Source organism: Pimelobacter simplex (assembly GCF_024662235.1).
Lineage (GTDB): Bacteria > Actinomycetota > Actinomycetes > Propionibacteriales > Nocardioidaceae > Nocardioides.
In genome coordinates, this window is record NZ_CP096276.1 from 3,119,997 (window position 1) to 3,140,609 (window position 20,613).

Genomic DNA, 20,613 nt, shown 5'->3' on the forward strand with positions numbered 1-20,613 from the left:
TGACGCGTGACGCGACCCACACGCGAAGTTCTTCGCGGTTCGTGTCGATCCAGGCGGTTCCCCGTTCGACCGAAGGGTGAAAGGGTCGCAGAGGGCGGCCCCGCACACCGAGGAGACACCATGAAGTACATGCTCATCATGCGCTCGAACGACGAGGCCCAGGCGGCCTGGGAGGCCAGCGAGGTCCCGTTCGAGGAGATCATGGAGGCGATGGGCCGGTTCAACGACGAGATGATCCAGGCCGGCGTCCTGCTCGCCGCCGAGGGTCTCGACCCCGACCCGGCCACGGGCGTGGTCGTCGACTACTCCAGCCAGCCCCCGGTCGTCACCGACGGTCCCTACGGCGAGACCAAGGAGCTCTTCGGCGGCTACTGGATCGTGGACGTCGCCTCGCTCGAGGAGGCCGCCGCGTGGGCCGCCCGGGCTCCGCTGTCCGGGCCGGGCATGAAGGCCGAGATCCGCCGGATCACCTCGATCGACGAGTTCCCCCAGGACAACGAGTGGATCCGCAAGGAGCGGGCCTGGCGCGAGGCCACCGGCCAGCGGTGAGCGCTGCCGAGGGCCGGCGCGCCGTCGAGGCCGTCTGGCGGATCGAGTCCGCCCGGATCGTCGGTGCGCTGGCCCGCTACGTCGGCGACTTCCCGCTCGCCGAGGACCTCGCCCAGGAGGCGTTCGCCGAGGCGCTCGTGGCGTGGCCGCGTGACGGCGTCCCCGAGCGCCCGGCGGGCTGGCTGCTGACCGTGGGACGGCGGCGCGCCGTCGACGGCTTCCGGCGGCGCGCCACCCGCGACGACCGGTACGCCGTCCTGGCGCGCGACCTGGCGAGCGCGACCGAGGCGGGCGACGACGGCGACCTCGACCTGCTGGCCGATCCCGACCAGATCGACGACGACCTGCTGGCGCTGGCGTTCATCTCCTGCCACCCGATGCTCTCGCCCGAGGCCCAGGTCGCGCTCACCCTGCGCACGATCGGCGGCCTGACGAGCGACGAGATCGCCCGCGTCTTCCTGGTGCCGACCGCGACCGTCCAGGCCCGGATCACCCGGGCCAAGAAGACGCTGGGCGCGGCGCGGGTGCCGTTCGTCGTACCGCCACCCGAGGAGCGGCGCGAGCGGCTCCGGGCGGTGCTCAGCGTGGTCTACGTGATCTTCACCGAGGGCTCCTCGGCGACCTCCGGCACCGCGCAGATCCGGGTCGACCTGGCCCGCGAGGCGCTGCGCCTGGCCCGGGTCCTGGCCCGGCTCAGCCCGGACGAGCCGGAGGTCCACGGCCTGCTGGCGCTCCTCGAGCTCACCGCCGCCCGGTTCCCGGCCCGGACCGCGCCCGACGGGCGCCCGGTGCTGCTGGAGGACCAGGACCGCCGCCGCTGGGACCGTACGGCGATCCGCCGGGGTCTCGCCGCCCTCGACCGCGCCGAGCGGGTCGGCCGCGGGCTCGGCGCCTACGGCCTCCAGGCCGCCATCGCCGCCTGCCACGCCCGTGCCATCTCCGTCGCGGCGACCGACTGGGACCGCATCGTCCTGCTCTACGAGGCCCTCGGCCGGATCGCGCCCTCCCCCGTCGTCGAGCTCAACCGCGCGGTCGCCGTCTCCATGGCGGCCGGCCCCGGCCCCGCACTCCCCCTGGTCGACGCCCTCGCCGCCGAGGGCGCCTTCGCGGGCTCGCACCTGCTGCCGAGCGTGCGCGGCGAGCTGCTGCGCCGGATGGGCCGCACCGAGGAGGCCCGTACCGAGCTGGCGCACGCGCTCGCGCTGTGCGGCAACGAGTCCGAGCGCGCGGTACTGGCCGCGAAGCTGGCCGACCTGTGAGAGTAGGCAGGTGACCGAGCAGAGCGCGCCGCACCCGGCGCTGACCTACAGCACCTACCTCGCCCTCGACGACGTCCTCGCCGCGCAGCACCCCCGCTCGGACGAGCACGACGAGCTCCTCTTCATCGTGATCCACCAGGTCTACGAGCTCTGGTTCAAGCAGATGCTGCACGAGCTGACCGGCCTCCAGGTGCGGCTCGAGGAGGGCGACACCCCGCGCGCGCTCCAGACGCTCGGCCGGGTCCGCGCGATCCTCAAGGTCGCCGTCGCCCAGGTCGACGTCCTGGAGACGATGACGCCGCGCCAGTTCACCAGCTTCCGGGGCCGCCTCGACGCCTCCAGCGGCTTCCAGTCCGAGCAGTTCCGCGAGCTCGAGGCGACGCTCGGCCGCCGCGACCGCCGCGTGTTCGAGCACTACCCCGAGGGCAGCGCGGGGCGCGAGCGGATCGCCGCCGCGATGTCGCGCCCGTCGGTCTTCGACTCGTTCCTGCGCTACCTCACCACCCAGGGGTACGACGTCCCCGCCGCCGCGCTCGACCGCGACCTCAGCACCCCCTGGGAGCCCTCCCCCGACGTCCAGCGCCTACTCCTGGCGGCGTACGCCGACGAGAGCGGCGCCGCCCAGGTCGCCGAGCGCCTGGTCGACCTCGACGAGGGCCTCCAGGAGTGGCGCTACCGCCACGTCAAGATGGTCGAGCGCACCATCGGCGCCAAGCCCGGCACCGGCGGCTCGTCCGGCGCGGCGTACCTGTGGAGCACGGTCACGCAGGCGCTCTTCCCCGACCTGTGGGCGATCCGGAGCGAGATGTGAGCCTGGCGGCTCACTACACGCACTTCCGGGTCGCCGAGCGGCTGCTGCTGACCGGTCACTCCCACCAGGCCTGGCCCGACGTCGCCCGCGAGGGCGTCGTCGAGGCCTACGACGACGCGGCGCGCGAGGTCGGCGCCAAGTGGGACCGGGCGGAGGCCAAGGCCGAGCGGCTGCGCGCCGGGGTCCGGCTGCTCCTCGACGACCCGGCCGGCACGGTCGCGCTGGGCGCGAGCACCCACGACCTGCTCCTGCGGTTCCTGTCCGCGCTCGACCTGCGCACCCGGCCGCGGATCGTCACCACCGACGCCGAGTTCCACTCCGCACGCCACCTGCTCGACAACCTCGCCACGGCCGGCCTCGACGTCGCCCACGTCCCCGCCCACCCCGTGGCCTCCCTCGCCGAGCGGCTCGCCGCCGCCGTCGACGACCGCACCGCCGCAGTCGTCGTCTCCTCGGTGCTCTACGAGACCAGCCAGGTCGTAGCCGACCTCGACGCCGTCGCCGCGGCCTGCGCCCGGACCGGGGCCGAGCTGCTGGTCGACGCCTACCACCAGCTCGGGGTCGTCCCGCTCGGGCTCGGCGCGGCCGGTCTCGGCGAGGCGTGGGTGGTCGGCGGCGGCTACAAGTACCTCCAGCTCGGCGAGGGCTGCTGCTTCCTGCGCCTCCCGCCCCACGCCGCGGGCCGGCGCCCCCTCGTCTCCGGCTGGTACGCCGACGAGCGCGACCCGTGGGCCGGCGCGACGTACGACCCGACGAGCCACTACCGCGCGGCCCGGGTCCTCGACTTCTTCGCCGAGCAGGGGCTGACGCCGCCGCGGCTGCGGGAGATCGCGCTGCACCAGCGCGGCGTCCTGACCACCGCGTTCGACGCCCTCGACCTGCCGCCCGGCCTCGTCACCCGCGACCGGGAGACCCCTGCCGAGGGCTTCGGCGGCTTCCTCGCGCTGCGCAGCCCGCACGCGGCCGGGCTCCAGCGCGCGCTGGCCGCGCGCGGCGTGAGCACCGACTGCCGGGGGACGTTCCTGCGGCTCGGGCCGGCGCCGTACCTGCGCGAGGACCAGCTCACCGCCGCGATCGCGGCGCTGGGGGAAGCGGCAGCGGCTCAGAAGACGGCGTAGTGCAGCAACAACCAGATCGGGGCGATCGTGGCGAGCAGCGAGTCGAGCCGGTCCATCAGGCCGCCGTGGCCCGGGATGACCTGGCTCATGTCCTTGATGCCGAGGTCGCGCTTCATGACCGACTCGCACAGGTCACCGAGCGTGGCCATGACGACCGCGATCAGGCCGAGCGCGATGCCGATCCACCACTCGGCCTCGAACAGCCAGACCACCAGGCCGATGCCGGCACCGACCGTGGCGATCGCCGAGCCGGCGAAGCCCTCCCACGACTTCTTCGGGGAGATGACGGGCGCCATCGGGTGCTTGCCGAAGAGCACGCCCGCGACGTACCCGCCGATGTCGGAGGCGATCGTGACCAGGATGAAGGTGATGATGCCCTTGACCCCGGGGTTGTCCAGACCACCGCCGGAGCGGCCGCCCTCGGCGAGCATGAGCGCCACGAACGAGCCCAGGAAGGGCACGTAGACGAGCGCGAACACCGAGGCCGTGGCGTTCTTGACGTAGCCGTCGATGCCGCGGCGCAGCAGCCACAGCATGACCACCAGCGCGCTCACCGCGGTGGCGGTGACCAGCGCCGGCGCGCCCCACAGGTAGGCGACGACGACCATCACGACGCCGCCCAGCATCAGCGGCTGCTCGGGCAGGTCGATGTCCTTGGCCAGGAGCCCCTTGCGGAGCTCCCAGACCGCGACCACCACGGCGATCGCGACGATCACCATGAACGCCGGCTTCCAGAACAGCAGCGACGCGGCGATCGCGGACAACAGGACGACGGCCGAGCCGACGGCTGCCTTGAGGTCCCGGCCGGCCCGGCCGTGGTCCTTCGTCGGGGCAGGGTCGGACGGCGTCGGTGTCGTCATCGAGGGAGTCGGAGAGTGCGCGGGGTCGTCAGACCTCGAGCAGCTCCGCCTCCTTGTTCTTGAGCATCTCGTCGATGGCCTCGGTGTGCTTCTTGGTCAGCCCGTCGAGCCGCTTCTCGGCGCCGGTGACGTCGTCCTTGCCGACCTCGCCGTCCTTCTCGAGCTTCTCCAGGCCCTGCTTGGCCTTCTGGCGCACCTGGCGCACGGCGACCTTGCCGCCCTCGGCCTTCTCCTTGGCGAGCTTGATGAACTCCTTGCGGCGCTCCTCGGTCAGCTCGGGGAAGACGCAGCGCAGCTGCTTGCCGTCGCTGGACGGGTTGACGCCCAGGTCGGAGTCGCGGATCGCCTTCTCGACGTTGTTGATCGCGCCCACGTCGTAGGGGGCGACGATGATGATGCGCGCCTCGGGGGCGGTGAAGGACGCGAGCTGCTGCAGCGGTGTCGGCGTGCCGTAGTAGTCCACCAGGATCTTGCTGAACATGCTCGGGTGCGCCCGGCCGGCCCGGATCGCCGCGAACTCCTCACGGGTCGCGTCGACCGACTTGCCCATCTTCTGGTCGGCCTCGTTGAGCGTCTCGTTGATCACCGGTTCTCCTTCGTTCGCTGCTGCTCAGCCCGCGCTGACCCGCGTACCGATCTTCTCACCCTGCACGACGCGCAGGATGTTGCCCTCGGGCTCCATGCCGAAGACGATCATCGGCAGCTTGTTCTCGCCGCACAGCGCGAAGGCCGTCTGGTCCATGATCCGCAGACCCTCGGCGATCGCCTGGTCGTAGGTCAGCTCGTCGTACTTCGTGGCGGTGGGGTCGACGTTCGGGTCGGCGCTGTAGACGCCGTCGACGCCGTTCTTGGCGACCAGGACGACGTCGCAGCGGCTCTCGAGTGCACGCTGGACCGCGACGGTGTCGGTGGAGAAGTAGGGCATGCCCATGCCGGCGCCGAAGATCACGACGCGGCCCTTCTCCATGTGCCGGATCGCGCGGCGCGGGATGTAGGGCTCGGCGACCTGGCCCATCGTGATGGCGGTCTGCACGCGCGTCTCGACGCCCTGCTTCTCCAGGAAGTCCTGGAGCGCGAGGCAGTTCATGACGATGCCGAGCATGCCCATGTAGTCGGCACGGACCCGGTCCATGCCGCGCTGCTGGAGCTCGGCACCGCGGAAGAAGTTGCCACCGCCGGTGACGACCGCGATCTGCACGCCGGCGTCCACGACCGCCTTGATCTCGTGGGCCACCGCCTGGACGACGTCGGGGTCGACCCCGACCTTGCCACCGCCGAACACCTCACCGGAGAGCTTCAGGAGGACTCGCTTGTAACCGGGCACGGGCTGACCTTACCTGGGCGGGCTCGCGCCCGGCTCAGCGGATCCGCTGGACCCGGCGGCGGTAGTCGCCCCCGTTGTCGCCGTCGATCTCCGAGGCTCGGGTACGTCCGATGTGGTCGACCTTGTCCTCCCCGCCGGTGACCGGCTGGGCGGCGATGATGGTGTCACGCTCGAACGCGTGGGACTTGTCGGTGTTGCGGTAGTAGCGGTAGAAGGCCCAGTACGTCGCCGCGCCGCCCGCCGGCCCCGCCGCGAGCAGCCAGAGCGGGCCGCCGTCCCCGCTGGACGACTGCAGGATCAGGTCGGTGATCATGCCGTCGCCACCAGGATCGCGCCGGCGATGCCTTCGAGGAAGGTGCCGACCGTGAACGCCGCGAGCAACAGCTTGGGCTGCGAGACCGGGATGCTGCCCATGGTCTCGCCGGTGCGCGCGTTGACCGCGATGTAGTGCAGCAAGCCGTTGCTCTCCTGTCGGTAGGAGTAGAGCCAGACCGGGAGGTACATCGAGACCCAGCGCGAGCCGCCGACGTCGATCTTCTCCTGCTCCCAGCGCACGCCGCGGTCGAAGCGGCCCAGCGAGGCGCGGACCTCGGAGCGGCCGATCGAGAGCAGCTGCTCCTCGAACACCGGGCGCACCGCCTCGACGTTGACGTCGCGCTTCTCGCTGGTGAAGCCGACGAGATAGCTGGCGTTCCACTTCACGGCGTTCTTGGTGTCGAACGGCAGGATCGCGTTGATGATGTTGTTGGTGTTCGCCGGGCCGAACGACGCCCGCTCGGTCGAGCCCTCGATGGTCAGGTCGTCGACGGTGAAGCTCACCCCGCGCTGGACCTGGTAGACGTCGGCCGCGTAGTAGGTGACGTTGTTGTCGCCCTGCTTCTCGGTCCAGCGCCGCGTCTGGACCTCGCCCTTGCCCCAGTACTGCGACTCGGCGCGGGCGTCGATGATCAGGTACGGCAGGTAGACGCCCAGGACGTTCTCGGGGACGAACTCCTTCTTGAACCGCTTGTGCGCGAAGAGCCGCCGCTTCGAGGCGAACTCGCGGATCTTCTCGACCGCCTCGTCCTTGGTCAACCGGAACGGCAGGACGGCGTCCGGGACGGCGCCGTTGGGGATCTGCTGGTTGACGTTGAGCGTGTGCCGGCACCAGTGGCAGCGCGCGTTGAGCGCGTGCGCGGTGTCGACGACGACCTCGGCCCCGCAGGCCTCGCACTTGAAGGTGAGCATCACCGCGGCGTCGGCGGCGATGTCGCCGGCGCCGCTCGCGATGATCGTGCCCTCGAGCTCGTCGATGCCCTCGCCGAGGCCGAACTCCTCCTCGACGCGCGCCTCCTGCCACTCGTTGCGGCAGAAGAGGCACACGAGCATGCCCGTCGACCCGCGCAGCTGGACGTCCGTCGAGCCGCACTTGGGACAGCGGTTCAGGCCGTCCTTGAGCGACTCGTTGACAGTCTCGATGCTCGGCGTGGGCTCCGGCTCGGCCTTGGCGGCCGCCAGCTCCTCCTCCAGCGACAGGGGTGGCCCGTCGAAGGTCGGGTGCTGCGGCTCAGCGGACTCCTGGGACATGTCAGAGACCGAGCGCCTTCGCCTTTGCCGCGTCGTAGTCCTCCTGGGTGATGAGGCCGGCGTCGAGCATCTCCTTGGCGCGCTTGAGGACCGCCATCGGGTCGTCGGCGGCCGGGGCCGCGGGCGCTGCGGGGGCGGCCGGAGCGGCCGGGGCGGCAGCCGGCCGCGCCCGCTGGAGACCGCCCAGGCCCATGCCGCCGGTCGCCATGCCCATGCCGATCAGGCCGCCGGGGCCGGCGTTCTCGCCCGCCGCCTCGATGCCGGCCGCGACCGACGCCTGGAGGTTGGAGTTGCCCCGCGAGCCGGACAGCGCGTCGGCACGCTGGACGTTCTTGAGCAGCTCGCGCGTGTTGGCGTCGTACTCGATCGAGATGATCGCGGTCTTGACGATCTCGAGACCGCGGTCGGTGCGCCACTGGTAGTTCTGCTCGACCGCGGCCGAGAGCGACTGGGCGAACCCGATGGAGTCCTGCTGCAGGCGGGAGATCCGGTTCCCCTTGGCGGGGTCGTTGGTGTACATCGAGAACGCCGGCGCGAGCGAGCCGACGACCTCGTTGAACAGCTGCTCCCCCGCCGGGTTGTCCATGTCGGTGAAGTCGAAGTTCGCGCGTCCGCCGATCACCTCGGCCGGCACGAAGTTGCGGATGAAGGTCAGCGGGTCGGTGATCTTGAGCGTGTAGGTGCCGCGGGTGATCGCGCCGACCTGGGTGTTGAGGAAGGCGTCGTCCCAGTAGATCTCCGACTGGGTGCCGAACTTGTTGTTCGGCAGCTCCTTGAGCGTCACGAACACCGCGGTCTGCTGCGCGGAGGGACGCCCACCGAACTTGAAGCGCTCCCAGCTCTGCTTGATGATCGAGTCGACCAGGCCGCCGCCGGAGAAGACCGACTGCGAGGCCGGGTCGTCGGAGTTCCAGATGTAGGCGCCCGGCTCGGCGGCGAACCCGGTGAAGGCGCCGTCCTCGAGCAGGACCAGTCCGTAGCCCTCGGGCACGATGATCTTCGAGCCGTTGGTGATCACACCCTCGGACCCGCGGGTGTTGCTGCCGCGTCCGGCGTTCTGCCCCTTGGCCACGGCGGGGAAGACCGCCACGGTCGAGGTGACGCCGTCCGGGACGCCGTAGAAGTCGAGCCACTGGTCACCGAGCGTGCCGCCGATCGCGCCGATCGCAGCCTGAATGAGTCCCACTTGACGATCTCCTTCACCTGACACGAAAGTGCGCCCGCAACGCGCGCGGCGCACGACGACACCTGTCCGTCGACCGGACCCGTCAAACCTACAACCTGGGACGGCACCGTCGCGGCGGAACGACGGCTGAAAAAGCCGGACGGCCGGCGTCCACCCTGGGGTGGACGCCGGCCGTCGGTGTGCTCAGTGAGCGATCAGGCGCCGACCTCGAAGCGGGCGAACCGCTTCACGGTCGTGTTGGCGGCGTCGAGGACGGCCTTGACCGTCTTCTTGCTCTCCGCCACGGACTCCTGCTCGAGCAGGACGATCTCCTTGAAGAAGCCGCCCAGACGACCCTCGACGATCTTCGCGACGGCAGCCTCGGGCTTGCCCTCCTCGATCGTCTTCTTGGTCAGGACGTCCTTCTCCGAGGCGACCAGGTCCGCGGGGACCTCGTCGCGGGTCAGGTACTGCGCCTTGAGGGCCGCGACCTGCATCGCGGCGCCGCGGGCAGCAGCCTCGTCGCCGTCGAACTCGACGATGACGCCGACCGCCGGCGGGAGGTCGGCCGCACGCTTGTGCAGGTAGACCGCGACCGGACCGTCGAAGTACGCGACGTTGCCGAGCTCGATCTTCTCGCCGATCGTGATCGCGAGGTTCTCGACGACCGCACCGACGGTGCTGTCGCCCAGCGGCAGCGCCTTGGCGGACTCGGTGTCCCCGGCCTTGCCCGCGTCGATCGCCTCGACGATCTGCTGGGCGGCCTTGATGAACTCCTCGTTCTTGGCGACGAAGTCGGTCTCCGACTTCAGCTCGATCAGCGCGCCGCCGTGGTTGGCGACGAGGCCGGCCGAGGTCTCGCGCTCGGCGCCCCGGGCAGCAGCCTTGGCCGCACCCTTCACGCGGAGCAGCTCGACCGCCTTGTCGAAGTCGCCGTCGGTCTCGTCGAGCGCCTTCTTGCAGTCCATCATTCCGGCGCCGGTCAGCTCGCGGAGCTTCTTGACGTCAGCAGCAGTGAAAGCCATGGATCCCTTCTTCGGGTCTGAGGGTCAGGAGGTTCGGTGGTGGGGCGGGGCTCAGGCCTCGGCCGGCGCGTCGGCAGCAGCCTCGGCGGGGGCCTCGGTGGCCTCGGGGGCGGCCTCGGCCTCGGCGGCGACCTCGGCCTCGGCGGCGGGCGCCTCGGGGGCGACCTCAGCCTCGGCAGCGGGGGCCTCGGCAGCCTCGGTGGCCTCAGCAGCCGGGGTGGCGTCACCCTCGAGCAGCTCGCGCTCCCACTGAGCCAGCGGCTCCTCGGCAGCGGTGTTGGCCGAACCGGCACCCGAACGCGCCATGAGGCCGTCCGCAGCGGCGTCCGCGATGACCCGGGTCAGCAGGCCGACCGCACGGATCGCGTCGTCGTTGCCCGGGATCGGGAAGTCGACGTCGTCCGGGTCGCAGTTGGAGTCCAGGATCGCGATGATCGGGATGCGCAGCTTGCGCGCCTCCTCGACGGCGAGGTGCTCCTTGTTCGTGTCGACGATCCACACGGCGGAGGGAACGCGGGCCATGTCACGGATGCCGCCCAGCGTCTTCTCGAGCTTGGCGTGCTCCCGCCGCATGTGCAGCAGTTCCTTCTTGGTGCGGTTCGAACCCGCGACGTCGTCGAAGTCGATCTCGTCGAGCTCCTTGAGGCGGTTGATCCGCTGGTTCATCGTCGAGAAGTTGGTGAGCATGCCACCCAGCCACCGCTGGTTGACGTACGGCATGCCGACGCGGGTCGCCTGCTCGGCGATCGACTCCTGCGCCTGCTTCTTGGTGCCGATGAACATGATCGTCCCGCCCTTGGCCACGGTGTCCTTGACGAACGCGTAGCTGCGGTCGATGTAGGCCAGCGACTGCTGCAGGTCGATGATGTAGATGCCGTTGCGGTCCGTGAGGATGAATCGCTTCATCTTCGGGTTCCAACGACGGGTCTGGTGTCCGAAGTGGACGCCGCTCTCGAGGAGCTGGCGCATGGTCACGACAGCCATGGTGGTTCTCTCCTGTGTGGTTTTCAGTTGGTCCTGTCGTCTGCGCGCGATCCGACCGTTCTGCCGGGCTCAGCGAGCCCCTCGAACGGACTGAGGATCGACGCCCACGGGCGATCGGGACCGGAGTGGCCCCGTCGTGGTCTGCGGACGAGCGAATTCCGGCCCAGGGCGGACCGGTACGTCCAGCGTACGGCGTTGGGTGGGGTGGGAGCCAATTGTGGCCTTGGCGGGGCGGGGCGGGGTGGCGGGTCGGGCGTGTGGCAGGTGGGTCGGGCGGTCGGGTCGGGGCGGGCCGTCTCGGCCGTCGCGGCCGTCTCGGGCCGTCTCGGGCCGTCTCGGGCCGTCTCGGGCCGTCTCGGGCCGTCTCGGCAGCCTCGGCAGTCACTGAGTCAGCCGCCCGCTCTCCACAGGCGGCTGCCGTGCACAGTTCCTCCACAGGCGTGGACCACCCCGCTCCCCGGTCCGGCTCATCCGGCCCAGGCTCGATCCATGACTGCGCCCGCTCTCTCCTCCCGCTCCCGGCCCGCTCCCGACTGCACCGCGCCGACGCGGCGCCTTCTCGCCCCGCGGGTGCTCCTCCTCGCGGTCCTCGCCCTGGTTCCTGCGCTGAGCTTCGCCCTGGGGCCCACGGTTCCCGCTGCTCCTGCGGCTCCTGCGGCTCCCGCATGGCCGGTTGGGTTGGCCGGTGCGGGGTCGTCATCCGGGCCGCCCGGCTACCGGGATGCCGGAGCGTCGGACCCGACCGGGGTCTGGCCCCTCGCCCCGGTCCCCCAGGTCGTGCACGGGTTCGATCCGCCGGACCTCCCCTACGGCGCCGGCCACCGCGGAGTGGACCTCGCCGGCCACCCCGGACAGCCGGTCCGCTCCGCCCTCCCCGGACAGGTCACCTTCGCCGGCCGGATCGCCGGCCGCGGTGTCGTCGTCGTGGGCCACGGTGCGACCCGGACGACCTACGAGCCGGTCGCCGCCTCCGCCGACCTCGCCGTCGGCACCCCCGTCGCGGCCGGAGGCGTCCTGGGTCGGCTCGAGCTCGTGGGATCGCACTGCCACCCCCACGCATGCCTCCACTGGGGCTGGATCGCCGGCCGGACCTACCTCGACCCGCTGCGGCTCGTCGGCTTCGCTGGACCGGTGCGCCTGCTCCCGCTCACGGGTGAGAGGCCGGGGTTGGTGGGGCCGGGCAGCACCGGACGTCGTACGGGGGTGGTGGGGGCGCTTGCCCGGCTCGGTGCGGCGGCGATCGCCAGGCCCTGATCGAGCGGCCGGGCGTCGCGGGCTCAGGCTCGGGGGTGGGCCTGCTGGTAGGCGCGGCGCAGGCGGTCGGTCGTGACGTGCGTGTACCGCTGGGTCGTCGCCAGAGAGGCGTGGCCCAGGAGCTCCTGGACCGACCGCAAGTCCGCGCCGCCCTCCAGCAGGTGGGTCGCCGCAGTGTGGCGGAGACCGTGCGGGCCGAGGTCAGGCGCTCCCGGTACGTCGGCGAGGCGGCGGTGCACGAGGGTGCGGACGGCGCGCTGGTCGATGCGGCCTCCGCGGGCGCCGAGGAAGAGCGCCGGGCCCGAGCCGGTCCGGGCGAGCTGCGGGCGGCCGGCGGCGAGCCAGCGGTCGATGGCGGCGGCGGCCGGGTGGCCGAAGGGAACGGTCCGCTCCTTGCGGCCCTTGCCGAACACCCGGATGACGTTGCGGTCGCGATCCACGTCGTCGACGTCCAGCCCGCACAGCTCCCCGACGCGGACGCCCGTGGCGTAGAGGAGCTCGAGCATCGCGACGTCCCGCACGCCGACGGGGCTGCCGTCGTCGGCGAGGCCGGTCGCGGCAGCGATCAGCTCGTTGGCCTCGTCCACGCGCAGGACGTCCGGCAGCGTGCGGTGCGGCCGGGGCGAGACGAGCGCCGAGCCGACGTCCGTGGGGGTCCGGCCGCTGCGGGCCAGCCATCCGGTGAACACCCGGGCGGCGGTGGCGCGGCGGGCGAGCGTCGTACGGGACAGGCCGAGGGATTGCTGCTTGGCCAGCCAGCTGCGCAGGCTGCGGAGGTCCAGCTCGGCAATGTCGGTGAGACCGAGGCGGCCGGCGTGGTCGAGCAGGCCCGCGATGTCGCCGAGGTAGGCCTTCACCGAGTGCGGGGCGAGGTCGCGCTCCGCGACGAGGTGCCGCTCGTAGTCGCCCAGGACCCGGGCGAAGGCCTCGGGCAGCGCGTCCTCGGCCGGGGCGTCGTCCGGCGCTCCGGCGTCCGCGCTGGTCCGCTCCGTCGCCACCTGCCGATCGTAGGCGCCAGCGGCGGTGGGGGCGGCCGGACACGCCTCGGTCGCGATCTCACCTTCGCTCGATCCCCTGCGGCCCGAGGCGCCAGCCTGCGGGCGACCGCTCGACGAAGCCGTCCTGGCGCATCCCCTGGAGCAGCTGCTCGACCTCCTGGGGCGGCAGGCCGGCGACGAGGGCGATCGAGGAGGTCGGGGCGGGAACGGCGACCGGTACGGCGTCCAGGAGCTGGCGGGCACGCACGGTGAGCCGGTCGCGGGGGCGTTCCGGGCCACGTCGGACGGGCACGAGGTCCTCACCGGCCGGGCCGAGCAGCTCGAGCACGTCGGCGCCACCCGTCACCAGGACCGCTCCCCCGCCCCGCAGGAGCTGGTGGACGCCCTCGGAAGCAGCGCTGGTCAGCGGTCCCGGGGTGCCCATGACGACGCGGTGGAGGCGCTCGGCCCACGATGCCGTGTGGAGCGCGCCGCTGCGCAGCGCCGCCTCGACCACGACGGTGCCGCGGCCGAGGGCGGCGATGATCCGGTTGCGGGCGAGGAAGCGGATCTGGAAGGGCGCGGATCCGGGTGGCGCCTCCGACACCACGGCGTGGTTCTCGGCGAGGTGGGCGAGCAGGGGACGGTGGGCTGCCGGGTAGGCGCGGTCGGCGCCGCAGGCGAGGACCGCGACGGTGGGTGCGCCGGCGCTCAGGGCGCCGCGGTGGGCGGCGTAGTCGACCCCGAAGGCGGCGCCCGAGACGATCGGGCGGCCGTGGGCGCCGACGACGGCGGCGAGGTCGGCGGCGACCTGGTCGCCGTACGACGTCGAGGACCGCGCTCCGACGACGGCGACGCTGGCCGCGAGGCGGTCGAGACGCAGGGGGCCGCGGACCCAGAGGCCGACCGGTACGTCGCCGCGCTCCTGGAGGGAGCCCGCTCCGGCGAGGTCGTCGAGGGAGGCGGGCCACTCCTCGTCCCCCGGTACGACGAACCGGATGCCGCGCCGCGCGGACTGCTCGAGCACCCGCTCCGGCTCCACCGTCGCGAGCCGGCCGGCCGCGGCGGCGAACTCCGCGCGGAGCTCGGGGTGCTCGCGCAGGACGTCCAGGAAGGCGACGCCGCCCAGCTCGCGGGTCAGTGCGAGGCAGCGGACGTCCCCGGGCTCGACGACCAGGCTGATGGTGGCGCGGGCGAGGCGCTCGGCGTCGGCATCGGCGGTCGCCGGGGCAGCCGCCACGCCGGCCCGGGTCGGCACGGGAGCCACGGGCGGCGTGGGAGCCACGGGCGGCGCGGTCGGCGCGGGCGGCGCGGCCGCCGGACCGAGGGGATCGACAGCGCTCACCGGGCACGCTCCACGTCGCTGGGAACCGCGACGAGCCCGGGCTGAGCCGGAAGGAGATCGGGCTCCGGCTCGCGGGCCTCGGGCCGCAGCGTCCCCATCTCGAGCGGCAACCCGAACCGCAGCCGGAGCGCCACCTCGACCTCCGCGCGTCCGGGAGTGACGTCGACGCCGGTGCGAACTGCGAGGAGGTCCGCGACGGTCCAGGCGAGCCGCTGGACGCGGACGGCGCCGCGGGCGCTGAGGCGGCCGGCGTACATCTCGGCGTCGACGAGGCGCTGGGCAGGGGCGGAGACGGGCCAGGTGTCCTTGAGGCGGGGGCTGGGGACCTGGGAGTTGAGGCGCCAGGGGTGGCCGTCGTAGCGGGCGAGCTGGCGGTCGCGGGCCGCGGTCACCCGAGCACGTACGGCGGCCGAGGGCTCGGGCGGGCGGAAGGGGTCGTGGCTGGCGGGTGAGGCGGGTTGGAGCTGGCGCAGGACGTCGATGCGGTCGGCGATGGGGCCGGCGGTACGGGCCTGGTAGGCGCGGCGGACGCGTTCGGCGCAGGCGCAACGGTTGGAGCGGGCGTGGGGGCGCCAGTTGCCGCAGGGGCAGGGGTTGCTGGCGAGGACGAGCAGGCCGGCGGCGGGGAGGGTGACCGACTCGTCGCGGCGGGCGATGGTGATCTCGCCGCTCTCGAGGGGTTGGCGCAGGGCCTCGATGACGTCGCTGCGGAAGAGCGGGAACTCGTCGAGGAAGAGCACGCCGCAGTGAGCACGGCTCAGCGCTCCGGGGTGCACCCGGCCGAGGCCGCCGCCGATGATGCTCGCCTTGCTCGCGTCGTGGTGGGGTGCGGCGAAGGGAGGGCGCACGAGCATCCCCTGGCCGGGGTCGAGGACGCCGGCCAGGGAGTGCAGGGCGGTGAGCTCGAGCGACTCCTCGGTGGTGAGGTCAGGGAGGATCGTCGGGATCCGCTCGGCGAGGCTGGTCTTGCCGCAGCCCTTGGGGCCGGTCAGCAGGACGGCGTGACCGCCGGCGGCCGCGACCTCGACGGCGTACTTCTCGTCGAGCATGCCGCGCAGGTCGGCGAGGTCGACCTCGTCGAGGCGCTCGTCGCCGCGCCAGCCGATCAGGTGGGCGCCGGAGAGGGCGGCGACCGGAGGGGCGTCGGGCGGGGGTTCGCCCGCGAGGAGCGCGACGACCTGGGCGAGCGAGCGCGCGCCGATCACGTCGACGTCGGGGACCATGGCGGCCTCGGCGGCCTGCGGCTCCGGTACGACGACCCGGCGGATGCCGCGCTCGGCCGCGGCGAGCGTCATCGGGAGCACCCCGATCGCCGGCCGCAGCCCGCCGGCGAGGGTCAGCTCGCCGAGGAAGACGGTGCCGCGCAGCGCCTCGTGCTCGACCTGGCCGTCGGCGGCGAGCACGCCCAACGCCATCGCGAGGTCGAACTGGGTGCCGGACTTGGGCAGGTCGGCCGGCGAGAGCAGGATCGTCGAGCGCTTGGTGGCGGGCCAGGTGAGGTTGCTGTTGGTGATCGCCATCCGGACCCGGTCGATGCCCTCGCGCAGCGCGGTGTCGGCGCGGCCCACGAGGACGACATTGGCCTGGCCGGGCGAGACGTCGGCCTGGACGTCGATGAGGTGGCCGCGGGCTCCGTCGAGCGCGACGCAGCGGGCGGTCGCGAACGGCATCAGCACAGCCCCCGGACGTGGTCGACCACCGCGGGTCCGCGCTCGGGGCGCAGGACCGCGACGAGGTCGATGCGGAGACCCGCCGGCCGCAGGCCCCGCTCGCGGGCCCAGCGCTCCCCCAGCCGCTGGAGCCGGGCGAGCTTGGCCGCGGTGACCGCCTCGTGCGGGGAGCCGGCGACCAGCGAGGAGCGGGTCTTGACCTCGCAGACCACGAGGACCGGTCCGTCGCGCAGGACGAGGTCGAGCTCGCCCTCGTCGCAGCGCCAGTTGCGCTCGAGCACCACCAGCCCGAGGTCACCGAGGTGGCGGGCCGCCACCGCTTCGCCGTATGCCCCGATCGCGTGCCGGGCTTGTGCTGTCGTCATGCCCCCAGCGTCGGCGGGGAGGGCGCGGGCGGCACAGGGGCCGGTGCGGACCTGGGGAGAGAACGTCCCGGGAGCGGGGGCTGTGGACGGGAGGTGGCGAGGTCCGGGACGGGTGGGGCGGGTGGGACGTCAGCCGACGAGCTTGGGGCCGCTGCAGGTCGGGGTCGGCATGGCGAACACGTCGGCGCCGCCGACCTGCAGGCCGAGGAGCTTGCCGAGCGGGCCGATCAGCGCGGTCTGCAGGGTGCTCACGAGTGGGTTCACCAGCGCGCTGAGCAGGGTGCTCACCAGCGGCCGGAGCACGCTGTCGAAGACCGTGTTGAGCGGATCGGTGATGTGCCGCTCCTTCCAGCTGCCGAGGATCAGCAGCCCGTCCCAGTAGTGGAGCACCAGGTCGGTGTTGATCGCCGGGTCGATGCTGACCGGGCCGATCAGGGCGCCCGAGCCGCTGCCGCTGGGCACCGTGTAGCCGCCGGGGATGGGCACGGTCACCGTCTTGTTGTAGCCCGAGAGCGACGGCGAGCCGGCGTTGATCGAGACCGACGAGTCGAGCGTCAGGTACGGCGGCTTGAGCAGGCTGTTGAGCCCGAGCAGGCCCAGGATGCTGTCGAGCAGGCCGCCGACGGGATTGACCCGCGCCTTGACCCCGGCACTCGCGGTGATGCTGATCCCGCCCACGACGCCGGACTTCAGCGCCACCTGGAGGCTGTCGGGCCCGTTGACGTTGCAGGTCACCTTGGTGAGCTTGGCGATCGCCTTGCCCAGGTCGATCGAGACGGCCAGGTCGATCGCGCCGACGTCGACCGAGGTGTCGAGCACCCCGACCCGGATCGACTGCGGGTTGATGTGCGCGTTGAGCCGCAGCGAGATCTGCGCCGTCTCTGACTCCGTGCCGACCGGGCCGCACTTGGGCTTCGGCGGCTCGATGACCGTCAGGCTGGTGGTCACGCTGGCCACGCCGGGCAGGGTGATCCCGAGGTTGGGGATCTCGACGGCGTGGTTCTTGTTGGCGACGAAGGCCGCGGTCGTGATCAGGTCGAGCACGTTGAGCGAGGCGTCGAGCGCCGACGAGGCGCCCGGTGCCGCCTGGATCAGGTCGGCGATCGCGATCTTGGGCGTCGCGGCCGAGACCGTGATGGCGCGCAGGATGTTGGCGGCCGCCAGCTTGCCCTGGTTCTCCAGCACCTTGGCGGCGGCGACGAAGATCTTGGCGACCTCGACGCCGTCGAGCTTGAGCAGCTCGTCGACCGACCCGACGCCGAGCCCGCCGAGGTTGACGAGGTCGAGCAGCGAGACGTTGGCGCCGGCGAGCCCCTTGTAGCCGATCAGGTCGAGGTTGACGGTGCTCCCGAAGAGCGCGCTGAGGATCGGGTTGAGCAGCGTGCTCTGGCCGCTGTCGAGCGAGGCGATGAACGAGCCGACCCGGAAGCAGGCCGACTCCTCGTTGCGCGCCACGGCCGTGCGGGTCGCGCCGCCCTCGCTGACGCCGGTGAACCCGCTGAAGGCGAAGCCGGTCTGCGACTTGGCGGTCACCTTGATCGCGGTGGGCACGGTGTCGGCGTTCGACGCGACCGTCGTCCAGGTGCCGGCCGTGCTGCCCGGGACGGCGAACGTCCACGAGACGTCCGCCGGCTTGAGCTCCCCACCGAGCGCGCTGCTGTTGCGCTGCAGGCTGAGCTTCTTGGCGTCGTCGAACGCGGTCGCCGTGTAGTCCTTCGCCTTGCGCCCGTCGAGCAGCCGCACCATGTCGAGCGCGACCATGTCGGCGACCGCCTGCACGTCCCGCCGTACGACGCGCTGCTGGCCGAGGTCCACCGCGAACGCCGCGGACACCATGAGCACCACCGAGAGCAGCGCCGCGATGAGCACGGCGCTCGCGCCACGCTCGTCGCCGGCGTGAGGCCCCGTACGCCGTCGCGGCGCCACGTCAGCTCACCCTCGCGACCGCGGTGTACTTCAGCTTGTCGGGGAGGATCAGCCCGAACCCGGGGATGATCCCCTTGTAGGCGATCTCGACCGTGACGGTCGCGCACTGCTTGGAGGTCTCGCCGACGCAGGGCGCCAGGGTGACCTTGCAGTTGCTGGTGCAGGTCTTGCCCTGCGCGGACAGCGCGCCGCTGACGGCGCTCATCGCGGCGGTGGTCTTGTCGCTGTCGCTGCCGGTCGTGACCGCGGCGGCGCGGGCGCCCTCGGCGGCGGCCTGGCTGACGGACTGGCGGACGCTGAGCATGTCGCCGTAGTTGATGATCCCGACGACGATGATCATCAGCACCGGGAGGATCAGGGCGAACTCGACCGCCGCGGCACCCCGCGCGTCAGGGCGCGACGGAACGCGCCTTCGCAGCACACAACGCCTCATCGGCCGGCCTCCCCGCGCTCGCTCCCATGACGCCCCCGAGCGGCGTTGGGGACACAGTAGTGGCGGATCTCACCGTCGGGGACGAATCCTGGGTCATTCGACCCGGACGAGCGAGCGGCCCTAGTCCGTTGGGACTACGGCGGCCCCCGAGCCGGGTCAGCCGACCAGCCGCGGCATGCCGCAGGTGACGCCCACGCCGTAGACGTCGGCACCGGCGAGGCGCAGCCCGATCATCCGGGCGACCGGCCCGATGAACTTCTCGTTGATGTTGTCGACCAGCGGCGTGAGCGACTTCTTCACGAAGCCCCCGGTGGCGACGACGAGCTCGTTGAGGATCGGGTTCGTCAGCGCGGTGACCTGGCTGAGCACCGGCACCACCTTGCCGTTGAGCTTGACGCCGGTGATGGTCGGCACGACGCCCGCGACGTCGAGGAACACCGATCCGCCGGTGCTGACCGGCGTCTTGTCGTTGGGCGGGATCGCCACCGGAACCGTGCTGTGGGACGGCGTCCGGCTGGTGCCGATGGTGAGCTTGACGCCCACCTCGACGGAGATCTTGTTTCCCAGCGTGAGGATGTTGCCGAGCAGGTCGACCAGGACGCTGGTCAGGTTGAGACCGATCAGGTCGGTCAGCTTGACGTCACCGCCGGCGCTCAGGTCCACCGTCATCGTGTACGACGCCAGCCCGGTCGAGACGTCGACCCCGAAGCTCGACGGGTCGGCCAAGGTGCCGGCACCGCAGCGGATGCTCGGCGGCGCGACGAGAGCGCCCGTCCCGTCCCCCGCCACGACGGCGATCGAGCCCGTGCCCTTGGCCGTCTGGAGCGTGCCGATCCCCGCGACGTTGAGGCTGGGCAGGTTGGTGAAGGCGATGCCGACGGCGCCGTCGAGCTGCGCCGTGCGGGCCGTCGCCTGCGTCGTGTTCGGCATCCCGCAGGCCAGCTCGGCAGCGGAGACGAGCGAGATCCCGCCGGTGAACTGGAAGCCCACGCCGGGCACCTGGGCCTGGATGTTGGGCACGCCGAGGAAGTACCTGCCGTTCGCGAGCCGGGCCGAGCCGACGATGTCGAGCACGCTGAGCGCCACCTCGAGCGCCGCCCGGTCGGTCGGCGCGACGTGCAGGACGTTCGCGAGGTTGATCATCCCGACCGTCGCGGCGGTGCTCGACGAGGCGAGCTTGTTGAGCGCCTGGACGGCGACCGCGTTGGTACCGCCGCCCTCGCGGGTCAGCGCCTCGGCCGTCGCGCGGAGCAGGTCGGCGTACGCGATGCTGCCGGTCAGCAGGTGCTCGGGGCTGCCGATGCTGCTGACCGCCGTGAGCTGCGAGAGCCGTACGTCGGCGTCGGCGAGCGCGCGGTAGCTCACCAGGTCGAGGTTCACGCCCAGCAGGTCGTTGAGCGGAGCCAGGACCGTGCTGTCCCCCGACCGGATGGCGGCGGCGAACGTGCCCAGCCGGAAGCACGCGGTGGACGAGCTCGCCGCGACGGCCTGGCGGCGGGCCGAGCCGTGGTCGGTGCCCAGCACCGCGGCGAACGCGAAGTCGACGTCCGTGCGCGCGGCGACCTGCACGGCGCTCGGTACGCCGGTCGTGCGCTCCTCGAAGGCGCCGGCACTGTCGATCACGCCCAGCCGGTAGGTCAGCTCGGGCACGTCACGGCCGAGCACGGTCTGGTTGCGCTGCCGGCTCAGCGGCAGCTGCGCGTCGAGCACCGGGCGCAGCTGCTCGACGGTACGGCCGTCGATGCTGCGCGCGAGGTCGAGCGCGACCACGTCGGCCAGCGCCTGCACGTCCGAGCGCGCGACGCGCTGGAGCCCCAGGTCGACCGCGAACGCGGAGCTGACGAGCATGACCGACATCAGCAGCGTCGTGAGCAGCATGACCGCGCCGCGTTCGTCCGTACGTCGCATGGCGCCTCCCCCGCTGCCTGCCACGACGCAGGCGCTCGCCCCCCGAGCACCTGTCACGGACAGTGTCGGCCGCG

The 20,613-nt window shown here is 72.4% G+C and carries 20 protein-coding genes; 5 read left to right on the forward strand and 15 right to left on the reverse strand.

What is annotated here, in order from left to right:
• Nucleotides 1–120: 120 nt before the first annotated feature.
• From M0M48_RS15325 to M0M48_RS15340, 4 genes are read left to right on the forward strand one after another with little or no spacing between them, the layout of a single operon-like run.
• The gene (locus tag M0M48_RS15325; protein WP_257751814.1) at nucleotides 121–549 is read left to right on the forward strand and encodes a YciI family protein; all 429 of its coding nucleotides are present in this window, start codon (nucleotides 121–123) and stop codon (nucleotides 547–549) included.
• Entirely contained in the window at nucleotides 546–1,808 is a 1,263-nt protein-coding gene (locus tag M0M48_RS15330; protein WP_257751815.1) for an RNA polymerase sigma factor, read from the forward strand. The genes M0M48_RS15325 and M0M48_RS15330 overlap by 4 nt, the downstream gene beginning before the upstream one ends.
• Nucleotides 1,809–1,818: 10 nt before the next feature.
• Nucleotides 1,819–2,619 carry a tryptophan 2,3-dioxygenase gene (locus tag M0M48_RS15335; RefSeq protein WP_257751816.1) on the forward strand — a complete coding sequence of 267 codons (801 nt, stop codon included), beginning with the start codon at nucleotides 1,819–1,821 and terminating at the stop codon, nucleotides 2,617–2,619.
• Nucleotides 2,616–3,737: an aminotransferase class V-fold PLP-dependent enzyme gene (locus M0M48_RS15340; protein ID WP_257751817.1), complete on the forward strand. Its 1,122-nt coding sequence runs from the start codon at nucleotides 2,616–2,618 to the stop codon at nucleotides 3,735–3,737. The genes M0M48_RS15335 and M0M48_RS15340 overlap by 4 nt, the downstream gene beginning before the upstream one ends.
• Here the strand turns inward: M0M48_RS15340 and M0M48_RS15345 are convergent.
• The 8 genes from M0M48_RS15345 to rpsB all read right to left on the reverse strand — a co-directional run bounded on the left by M0M48_RS15345 (nucleotide 3,722) and on the right by rpsB (nucleotide 10,661).
• On the reverse strand, nucleotides 3,722–4,597 hold the full coding sequence (locus M0M48_RS15345; RefSeq protein WP_257751818.1) for a phosphatidate cytidylyltransferase: 876 nt from the start codon (nucleotides 4,595–4,597) through the stop codon (nucleotides 3,722–3,724). The two genes, M0M48_RS15340 and M0M48_RS15345, sit on opposite strands and share 16 nt — an antisense overlap.
• A 28-nt stretch (nucleotides 4,598–4,625) precedes the next feature.
• Nucleotides 4,626–5,180 (reverse strand): ribosome recycling factor, encoded by a 555-nt coding sequence (gene frr, locus M0M48_RS15350; RefSeq protein WP_075018772.1) that lies wholly within the window; start codon nucleotides 5,178–5,180, stop codon nucleotides 4,626–4,628.
• Nucleotides 5,181–5,207: 27 nt separating this feature from the next.
• The gene (pyrH, locus tag M0M48_RS15355) at nucleotides 5,208–5,921 is read right to left on the reverse strand and encodes a UMP kinase (protein ID WP_215817200.1); all 714 of its coding nucleotides are present in this window, start codon (nucleotides 5,919–5,921) and stop codon (nucleotides 5,208–5,210) included.
• A 34-nt stretch (nucleotides 5,922–5,955) separates the two neighbouring features.
• Nucleotides 5,956–6,234 carry a hypothetical protein gene (locus tag M0M48_RS15360; RefSeq protein WP_215817201.1) on the reverse strand — a complete coding sequence of 93 codons (279 nt, stop codon included), beginning with the start codon at nucleotides 6,232–6,234 and terminating at the stop codon, nucleotides 5,956–5,958.
• Entirely contained in the window at nucleotides 6,231–7,487 is a 1,257-nt protein-coding gene (locus M0M48_RS15365; protein ID WP_215817202.1) for a hypothetical protein, read from the reverse strand. Before M0M48_RS15365 ends, M0M48_RS15360 begins: the two co-directional genes overlap by 4 nt.
• A gap of 1 nt (nucleotide 7,488) precedes the next feature.
• Entirely contained in the window at nucleotides 7,489–8,673 is a 1,185-nt protein-coding gene (locus M0M48_RS15370) for an SPFH domain-containing protein (protein WP_257759246.1), read from the reverse strand.
• A 194-nt stretch (nucleotides 8,674–8,867) separates the two neighbouring features.
• On the reverse strand, nucleotides 8,868–9,677 hold the full coding sequence (tsf, locus tag M0M48_RS15375) for a translation elongation factor Ts (protein WP_215817204.1): 810 nt from the start codon (nucleotides 9,675–9,677) through the stop codon (nucleotides 8,868–8,870).
• Between the two features lie 51 nt (nucleotides 9,678–9,728).
• On the reverse strand, nucleotides 9,729–10,661 hold the full coding sequence (gene rpsB / locus M0M48_RS15380) for a 30S ribosomal protein S2 (RefSeq protein WP_257751819.1): 933 nt from the start codon (nucleotides 10,659–10,661) through the stop codon (nucleotides 9,729–9,731).
• A gap of 489 nt (nucleotides 10,662–11,150) precedes the next feature.
• Between rpsB and M0M48_RS15385 the strand changes: the two genes are divergently transcribed.
• The gene (locus tag M0M48_RS15385; protein ID WP_257751820.1) at nucleotides 11,151–11,915 is read left to right on the forward strand and encodes a M23 family metallopeptidase; all 765 of its coding nucleotides are present in this window, start codon (nucleotides 11,151–11,153) and stop codon (nucleotides 11,913–11,915) included.
• 23 nt (nucleotides 11,916–11,938) lie between these two features.
• On the opposite strand, the gene M0M48_RS15390 is transcribed toward M0M48_RS15385, so the two are convergent.
• The 7 genes from M0M48_RS15390 to M0M48_RS15420 all read right to left on the reverse strand — a co-directional run bounded on the left by M0M48_RS15390 (nucleotide 11,939) and on the right by M0M48_RS15420 (nucleotide 20,539).
• Nucleotides 11,939–12,913, reverse strand: coding sequence for a tyrosine recombinase XerC (locus M0M48_RS15390; protein ID WP_445323386.1), 975 nt, complete (start codon nucleotides 12,911–12,913; stop codon nucleotides 11,939–11,941).
• A 58-nt stretch (nucleotides 12,914–12,971) separates the two neighbouring features.
• The gene (gene dprA, locus M0M48_RS15395) at nucleotides 12,972–14,237 is read right to left on the reverse strand and encodes a DNA-processing protein DprA (protein ID WP_257751821.1); all 1,266 of its coding nucleotides are present in this window, start codon (nucleotides 14,235–14,237) and stop codon (nucleotides 12,972–12,974) included.
• Nucleotides 14,234–15,907 (reverse strand): YifB family Mg chelatase-like AAA ATPase, encoded by a 1,674-nt coding sequence (locus tag M0M48_RS15400; protein WP_257751822.1) that lies wholly within the window; start codon nucleotides 15,905–15,907, stop codon nucleotides 14,234–14,236. The genes dprA and M0M48_RS15400 overlap by 4 nt, the downstream gene beginning before the upstream one ends.
• Nucleotides 15,907–16,272, reverse strand: coding sequence for a YraN family protein (locus tag M0M48_RS15405; RefSeq protein WP_215817207.1), 366 nt, complete (start codon nucleotides 16,270–16,272; stop codon nucleotides 15,907–15,909). Before M0M48_RS15405 ends, M0M48_RS15400 begins: the two co-directional genes overlap by 1 nt.
• A gap of 129 nt (nucleotides 16,273–16,401) precedes the next feature.
• Nucleotides 16,402–18,198 carry a hypothetical protein gene (locus M0M48_RS15410; RefSeq protein WP_257751823.1) on the reverse strand — a complete coding sequence of 599 codons (1,797 nt, stop codon included), beginning with the start codon at nucleotides 18,196–18,198 and terminating at the stop codon, nucleotides 16,402–16,404.
• A gap of 1 nt (nucleotide 18,199) precedes the next feature.
• On the reverse strand, nucleotides 18,200–18,619 hold the full coding sequence (locus M0M48_RS15415) for a TadE/TadG family type IV pilus assembly protein (RefSeq protein ID WP_215817209.1): 420 nt from the start codon (nucleotides 18,617–18,619) through the stop codon (nucleotides 18,200–18,202).
• A 168-nt stretch (nucleotides 18,620–18,787) separates the two neighbouring features.
• Nucleotides 18,788–20,539: a hypothetical protein gene (locus M0M48_RS15420; protein WP_257751824.1), complete on the reverse strand. Its 1,752-nt coding sequence runs from the start codon at nucleotides 20,537–20,539 to the stop codon at nucleotides 18,788–18,790.
• Between the last annotated feature and the right edge of the window lie 74 nt (nucleotides 20,540–20,613).

What these genes read in the sequence shown, in the direction of transcription:
- M0M48_RS15325 (WP_257751814.1), top strand. Translation starts at nt 121, where the DNA reads ATGAAGTACATGCTCATCATGCGCTCGAACGACGAGGCCCAGGCGGCC.
- M0M48_RS15345 (WP_257751818.1), bottom strand. Translation starts at nt 4,597, where the DNA reads ATGACGACACCGACGCCGTCCGACCCTGCCCCGACGAAGGACCACGGC.
- M0M48_RS15360 (WP_215817201.1), bottom strand. Translation starts at nt 6,234, where the DNA reads ATGATCACCGACCTGATCCTGCAGTCGTCCAGCGGGGACGGCGGCCCG.
- M0M48_RS15365 (WP_215817202.1), bottom strand. Translation starts at nt 7,487, where the DNA reads ATGTCCCAGGAGTCCGCTGAGCCGCAGCACCCGACCTTCGACGGGCCA.
- tsf (WP_215817204.1), bottom strand. Translation starts at nt 9,677, where the DNA reads ATGGCTTTCACTGCTGCTGACGTCAAGAAGCTCCGCGAGCTGACCGGC.
- rpsB (WP_257751819.1), bottom strand. Translation starts at nt 10,661, where the DNA reads ATGGCTGTCGTGACCATGCGCCAGCTCCTCGAGAGCGGCGTCCACTTC.
- M0M48_RS15385 (WP_257751820.1), top strand. Translation starts at nt 11,151, where the DNA reads ATGACTGCGCCCGCTCTCTCCTCCCGCTCCCGGCCCGCTCCCGACTGC.
- M0M48_RS15400 (WP_257751822.1), bottom strand. Translation starts at nt 15,907, where the DNA reads ATGCCGTTCGCGACCGCCCGCTGCGTCGCGCTCGACGGAGCCCGCGGC.
- M0M48_RS15405 (WP_215817207.1), bottom strand. Translation starts at nt 16,272, where the DNA reads ATGACGACAGCACAAGCCCGGCACGCGATCGGGGCATACGGCGAAGCG.
- M0M48_RS15420 (WP_257751824.1), bottom strand. Translation starts at nt 20,539, where the DNA reads ATGCGACGTACGGACGAACGCGGCGCGGTCATGCTGCTCACGACGCTG.